The sequence below is a fragment of the Aeromicrobium sp. PFPM2_SD2 genome, assembly GCF_057364525.1.
Window position 1 is genome coordinate 1 of sequence record NZ_JBNFNZ010000135.1, and the last position, 5655, is coordinate 5655.

A 5655-nucleotide genomic window follows, 5' to 3' on the forward strand; every position below is an offset into this window, starting at 1 on the left:
CACCGAGGAAGCAGTGGCGTGACGTCCTGCGCGGCGCCGCGCGGCTGCAGCGCCGGGTCGTGGCCCACCGCGACGCGCTCGTCGCGCGGGCCTGGCCGGACTGCTCGCCGTCCACCGTCGCGGACCGGCTCGACCGCCTGGTCGAGACGTCACGGCGCTCGACCCGTCGCACCCGACCCACGTCGACGCCGACCTGGCCGACCAGCTGCGCGCCGCGCGTCCGCTCGTGGCCGACGCCGCCGCCCGGCTGGCCGACGGCCCGGTGCCGGCCACGTTCCAGCACGGCGACGCCCACCCCTGGAACGTGTTCGTCGAGGGCGGACGCCTGCGGCTGTTCGACTTCGGCGACGCGCAGTGGGCGCACGCGGTGGAGGTGCTGATGGTGCCCTACGGCATCGTGCGCCACGGCGGGACGCTCGACTGGCCGGCCGTCGTCGAGGGGTACCGCCTGGAGTGGGAGCTGTCGGTCGCCGAGCTGGACGAGCTCATGACCGCGGCCGCCCTCACCCACCCGGTCAACCGGGCGCTGACCTGGTGGACGTCGCTGCTCGAGGCCGGCGAGGACGAGCTGGCCGAGTACGGGGACGCGCCGCTGCGCCACCTAACCAACGTCCTGGAGCCGTGGCCGTGAGCCGGCGAGCGCCGAGCGGGAGCACCCCGTGAGCCCCGAGCCGCTCGGGCCGTCGCGGTGGGACCTCGACCCGGCCTCCTGGCCGCCCCAGGACCTCGTGGGCGCCGGCGCCGACCTGGACCCCGAGACGATCGTCGGCGCCTACCGCACGGGCGCCTTCCCCATGCCCGACGACGGCGAGCTGCTGTGGTGGTCGCCGGTGCGCCGGGGCGTGCTGCACCCCACCGACCTGCGGGTCACCCGGTCGCTGCGCAAGTCCTGTCGCCGCTACGAGACCACCGTCGACCGCGCGTTCGAGGACGTCGTGGAGGCCTGCGCCGACCCCTCGCGCCCGGGCGGGTGGATCGACGACGCGATCCGCGAGGCGTACGTGCGCCTGCACCGGCTGGGGTGGGCCCACTCGGTCGAGGCGTGGGACGCCGACGGCCGGCTCGTCGGCGGCTTGTACGGGCTGAACGTGGGCGGGCTGTTCGCCGGGGAGTCGATGTTCCACCGGGCGACGGACGCCTCGAAGGTCGCGCTCGTGGCCCTGTGCGAGCTCATGGGCGGGCAGGCCGCGGGCCCCGGACGGCTGGTCGACGTGCAGTGGCAGACCCCGCACCTGGCCTCGCTCGGGGTGGTCGAGTGGCCCCGTGAGCGGTACCTCGCGGCGCTCCCGGACCTCGTCGAGGCCCCCCGACCGGACCCGTGGCGCTGAATTTCACCGAATTTTCAAGATTTTCCCGGCGCGCCTCGTGCGTGCGGCGCGTGGAGCCGTCCGTAGACTGACACGCGTATTCGACCCACCACTAGGAGTTCTTTCGTGGCTATCAACCGCAGCGACCTGGTTTCCGCCCTTGCCGAGAAGGCGGGCACGACGAAGTCCGACGCTGATTCGGTCCTGTCCGCCCTCGCCGACGTGCTGCTCGACGCCGTGAGCAAGGGCGAGAAGGTCTCGATCCCCGGCATCCTCTCGGTCGAGCGCGTCGAGCGCTCGGCTCGCACCGGCCGCAACCCCTCCACCGGTGAGACCATCGAGATCCCCGCCGGCTTCGGCGTCAAGGTCAGCGCCGGCTCCAAGCTGAAGGCCGCCGCCAAGTAAGGCAGCTGCCCCCACGACGAGGCCCCCGGACCCAGCAGGGTCCGGGGGCCTCGTCGTGGGCTTCAGAGGTCGGCGTCCGGCGGCCTGCCAGGCGTCCATGCCGCCCTCGAGGTTCACCACGTCGTGGCCGAGCTGGTGCAGGTACGCGGTGGCGCGCGCCGAGCGTCCGCCCAGGTGGCACACCACGAGGGTGCGCTTCTGCGGGTCGAGCTCGCCGGCGCGCTCGGGCACCTGGGCGAGCGGGACGTGCACGGCTCCCTCGACGTGCCCGGCCTCCCACTCGTGGTCCTCGCGGACGTCCAGGACGACCAGGTCGTCGGGCAGCGGGTCAGGCAGCTGGTCGACGGTGGTCGACGCGATCTCGTGCGGGTTCATGCCCTCCATGGTGCCGTCCCGCCCGGCCCGCCCGGTAGGCTCCTGCCTCGGTGGCCGTCGTCCTGCGGGTCCGACGGCCCGCGAGTAGGTTGGGACCAGGCGGCGCGTCCACCCCGGACGGCACGCGAAGGGAGGCACGACGTGGCGCGTCAGGACGTCGTCAGACTCCCGTTCGAGCGCTCCACGCCGAGCATCGCGCGCACCCGCCTCGCCGCCTTCCTCACCCAGAACCACGCGTCCAGCGACGTCATCGACGACGCCCTCATCGTGCTCAGCGAGATGATCGCCAACGCGGTCAGCCACGGCGTCCCCGGACCCGACGGCACGATGGAGATCCGCTGGAGCATCGCCAAGGGCCTGCTCGAGCTCAGCGTCACCGACGGCGGCCACGCCGGTCCGCTCAAGCCGGTCGACTTCGACGCCGACTCGCTGTCCGGCCGCGGGCTGTCGATCATCAGCCGTGTCGCCGACCGCTGGTGGGTCGACATGGGCGAGGGCACGCGGGTCAACGCGATGCTGTCGCTGCGCAAGTCCTGACCGACGCCGTCCGCCGGTCCGCCGTGGCCTAGGCTCGTCGCTCGTGGGCAAGAAGTCACGACGCGTCAAGCCGTCCCGCGAGCGCATGCCGTTCGTCGCACGGACCTTCCAGGGACTCCCGGGCGAGTGCGACTGGGTCGCGCTGCGCGAGATCGTCCCCGCCGCCACCGCGCACGTGCGCGTCCAGGGCCACGAGCAGCCGGTCAAGGTGTGCTCGCTGCTGCCCGGCGGCACCGCGGGCATCCGCCGGCCCGACGGGGAGGTGTGGCTCGGTCTGCAGGTGCCGCACAACTTCGGCGACGTGAGCCGCGACCTCGCGCACGTGCTGGAGCTGGCGTCGGACACCGAGCCGGGCAACCCCGTCGCGATGACCGACCCCGGCGTCGGCCCGCGGCTGCAGGACCTCGTCGAGCCCGGTCAGTCCTTCGACGTGACCGTCCACGACGGCTTCGAGTTCTGGGTCGAGGGCACCGACGACTCGGCGCAGACCGCGGCGATGCTCGAGCAGGCCAACCAGTCCGTGGCCCCCACCGTGCGCCTGTCGTCGGTCGAGGCGGCCTACTGGGTGCGCATGGGCGAGCGGGTCTTCCTGCGCTGGGTGCTGCCGCACGACGAGGCGCCGCTGCTGGACGCCTTCGCGCGGCTGCACGTCGCCGGTGCCGCGACGCTGGGCGACGACACGCGCCTGCTGGGCATGTTCCGCGCCCACGGCCTGCTCGTGCCGGTCTGGGAGATGGAGCAGGGCCAGGAGGCGGGCGCCGTCGAGGACGCGATCGCCGCGCTGGGCGGACGTCTGGACGAGGCGCTGGCCGACGACTCCGCGCTCACGTCCGAGCAGCGCTCGGCGCGCAACGGCCTGGCCAGCCGCCAGCTCACCATCCGCTGAGCCGTCGCCGCTGGTCGGGAGCGGTGACCTGGCAACCGGATCGACGACTCGTTCGGTTGCTGAGCCACCGCCCACCGGCGCGTGGGGTTGCTCGCTCACCGCTCCCCGGAGGGGGCGAGGCGCTCAGTCGAGCGGGTCGCGGGAGACCGGGCAGCTCATGCACCGGGGTCCGCCGCGGCCCGAGCCGAGCTCGGACCCGCTGATCTGCACCACCTCGACGCCGTGCTCGGCGAGCCGGGCGTTCGTCTGCTCGTTGCGCTCGTAGGCGATCGCGGCGCGCGGGGCGATCGCGAGGGTGTTGTTGCCGTCGTCCCACTGCTCGCGCTCGGCCGTGACCGGGTCCAGCCCGGTGTCGATGTGGTGCAGCCGCTCGATGCCCATCGCGTCGGCGGCGGCCTCGAAGAACGGACGTGCGGGGGCCACCACGAGCTCGTCGCCGTCGTGCGTCACCGCGTAGGCCTGCAGCGAGTCGGCCATCGTCGGGTAGATGACGACGGTGTCGCGGTCGACCATCGTGACGATCGTGTCCAGGTGCATGGTGGCGCGGTCCTGGGCGATCGGGACGGCCAGCACCGTGCGGGCGAGGTCGGCGGCCAGCACGTCCGTGGCGAACCGCTCGAACCCGGCCGGCGTGGTGCGCTCGCCGACGCCGACGGCCAGCACGCCGGGGGCGAGCTCCAGGACGTCGCCGCCCTCGAGGTGCTCGGCGTCGGGACCGTGCTGCACCGGCGTGCCGGCGAACCGCGGGTGGTGGGCGTAGACGAGCCGAGTCAGCTGGGTCTCGCGGACGCGGGCCGGCATCGCCAGGCTCGTGACGACGACGCGGTCGCGCAGCCACAGCGACGAGTCGCGGGTGAACAGCAGGTTGGGCAGCGGGTCGACCAGGAAGTCGTCCGCGCGCAGCAGGCCCGTGACGATCGAGCGGTGCTTCACCTCGTCGTTGCGCAGCCCGGCGACGAGCACCTGGGCGAGGTCCTCGGGGTGCGCCTGCGCCAGGTGCTCGCGCAGGTGGCGGCGCAGCGTGTCGCCGAGCCGGCGGTCGGCCAGCGTGGAGTCCAGGACGTCCGTGCGCGCCGTCTCGTCCGCGAGCGTCTCGACGAGCAGCTCGCGCAGGTAGAGCACCTCGACGTCGTGGTCGCGCAGGGCCTGCGCGAAGGCGTCGTGCTCCTCCTGCGCGCGGCCCACCCACGGGATGCCGTCGAACAGCAGCGAGTCGTTGTTGCGGGGGGTGAGGCGGGCGAGCTCGTCGCCCGGCCGGTGCAGCATCACGGTGCGCAGCCGGCCCACCTCGGTGTCGGCGCCAAGCATGCGCGACCCTAGCGCGTCCGGACCGGTCCGCTCGGGACGCTCGCAGCAGCGCGAGGGCGGCCAGCGAGATGGCGTCGCGCACGCGGCCGTCGGCGACGGCCAGGTCGAGCTCGTCGAGCGTGAGCCAGTGCAGGTGGTCGTGCTCGGCGGTGAGACGGGGGTCGGGCTGGGCGTCGTGGACGAGGACGACCTCGACCGCGTCCCCGAGCAGGCCCGAGTCGGGCCACACGGTGCCGAGCGGCTCGGCCTCGTCGGTCCGCAGGCCGGTCTCCTCGGCGAGCTCGCGCAGCCCGGTGGCCACGGGACCGGCGTCGCCCGGGTCGGAGGTGCCTCGGGGCAGCTCGAGCAGTCGACGGCCGACGATCGGTCGCTCCACCTCGATCAGCAGGACGCGGTCCTGCGGGTCCTGCACGACCACGACGGCGCCGGCGTGCGGCCGGACGGACACCACGCGGCGCAGCAGGTAGCCGTCGGCCTGGCGGGTCTGCACCTCCAGCTTCCCGTCGCTCCAGGCCACGTCCCAGTCCTGCTCGGCCACGTCGCTCACCTCACTCTCACGGTCGACTGCAGCCGTCCGGACCGCAGCCGGAACAGGTCCCGGGCGTCGTCCCACGGCACGGCGGCGGCGACCGCGACCGTCACCCACAGGGCGGTCCAGGCCACGCCGCGCGTGGGCAGCGCCTCGGCGTCCTTCATCGTCAGCACGACCGTGGCGGCCGCGACGAGACCGATCCGCAGCCAGAGCTGCACCACCCGCGCGCCGCGGGTCGGCCCGTCCTGGACGAGGTCCCGCACGCGCCGGCCAGCTCGAGCAGGTGCCGGCTGCTCGGGCGGCGC

At 74.0% G+C, this 5655-nt stretch carries 7 protein-coding genes and 2 pseudogenes; 5 read left to right on the forward strand and 4 right to left on the reverse strand.

The window, feature by feature from the left end; genetic code table 11:
- Positions 1 to 100: 100 nt before the first annotated feature.
- The 3 genes from AC2W7G_RS08135 to AC2W7G_RS08145 all read left to right on the forward strand — a co-directional run bounded on the left by AC2W7G_RS08135 (position 101) and on the right by AC2W7G_RS08145 (position 1712).
- The gene (locus AC2W7G_RS08135; RefSeq protein ID WP_485867995.1) at positions 101 to 631 is read left to right on the forward strand and encodes a phosphotransferase; all 531 of its coding nucleotides are present in this window, start codon (positions 101 to 103) and stop codon (positions 629 to 631) included.
- Positions 632 to 659: 28 nt separating this feature from the next.
- Positions 660 to 1328 (forward strand): leucyl/phenylalanyl-tRNA--protein transferase, encoded by a 669-nt coding sequence (gene aat / locus AC2W7G_RS08140; RefSeq protein WP_485867989.1) that lies wholly within the window; start codon positions 660 to 662, stop codon positions 1326 to 1328.
- A 105-nt stretch (positions 1329 to 1433) separates the two neighbouring features.
- The gene (locus tag AC2W7G_RS08145; RefSeq protein ID WP_485867990.1) at positions 1434 to 1712 is read left to right on the forward strand and encodes an HU family DNA-binding protein; all 279 of its coding nucleotides are present in this window, start codon (positions 1434 to 1436) and stop codon (positions 1710 to 1712) included.
- A gap of 90 nt (positions 1713 to 1802) precedes the next feature.
- On the opposite strand, the pseudogene AC2W7G_RS08150 reads toward AC2W7G_RS08145, so the two are convergent.
- Positions 1803 to 2096: pseudogene (locus tag AC2W7G_RS08150) on the reverse strand (rhodanese-like domain-containing protein); the annotation flags it as partial.
- A gap of 132 nt (positions 2097 to 2228) precedes the next feature.
- On the opposite strand from AC2W7G_RS08150, the gene AC2W7G_RS08155 reads away from it, so the two are divergent.
- Complete coding sequence (locus AC2W7G_RS08155) at positions 2229 to 2624, forward strand: ATP-binding protein (RefSeq protein WP_485867991.1); 396 nt, start codon at positions 2229 to 2231, stop codon at positions 2622 to 2624.
- 43 nt (positions 2625 to 2667) lie between these two features.
- Positions 2668 to 3510 (forward strand): DUF5926 family protein, encoded by an 843-nt coding sequence (locus AC2W7G_RS08160; RefSeq protein WP_485867992.1) that lies wholly within the window; start codon positions 2668 to 2670, stop codon positions 3508 to 3510.
- Between the two features lie 123 nt (positions 3511 to 3633).
- Here AC2W7G_RS08160 and AC2W7G_RS08165 read toward each other — a convergent pair whose 3' ends face one another.
- The 3 genes and pseudogenes from AC2W7G_RS08165 to AC2W7G_RS08175 all read right to left on the reverse strand — a co-directional run.
- Positions 3634 to 4818 carry an arginine deiminase gene (locus AC2W7G_RS08165; RefSeq protein ID WP_485867993.1) on the reverse strand — a complete coding sequence of 395 codons (1185 nt, stop codon included), beginning with the start codon at positions 4816 to 4818 and terminating at the stop codon, positions 3634 to 3636.
- 109 nt (positions 4819 to 4927) lie between these two features.
- Positions 4928 to 5464, reverse strand: a pseudogene (locus AC2W7G_RS08170) (NUDIX hydrolase); the annotation flags it as partial.
- Positions 5362 to 5655: hypothetical protein (locus AC2W7G_RS08175; RefSeq protein WP_485867994.1), on the reverse strand; the 294-nt coding region annotated here is incomplete at its 5' end. The gene AC2W7G_RS08175 and the pseudogene AC2W7G_RS08170, both read right to left, overlap by 103 nt.

Excerpts from the sequence above, each read along its gene's own strand:
- AC2W7G_RS08165 (WP_485867993.1), bottom strand. The coding sequence starts at position 4,818 with ATGCTTGGCGCCGACACCGAGGTGGGCCGGCTGCGCACCGTGATGCTG.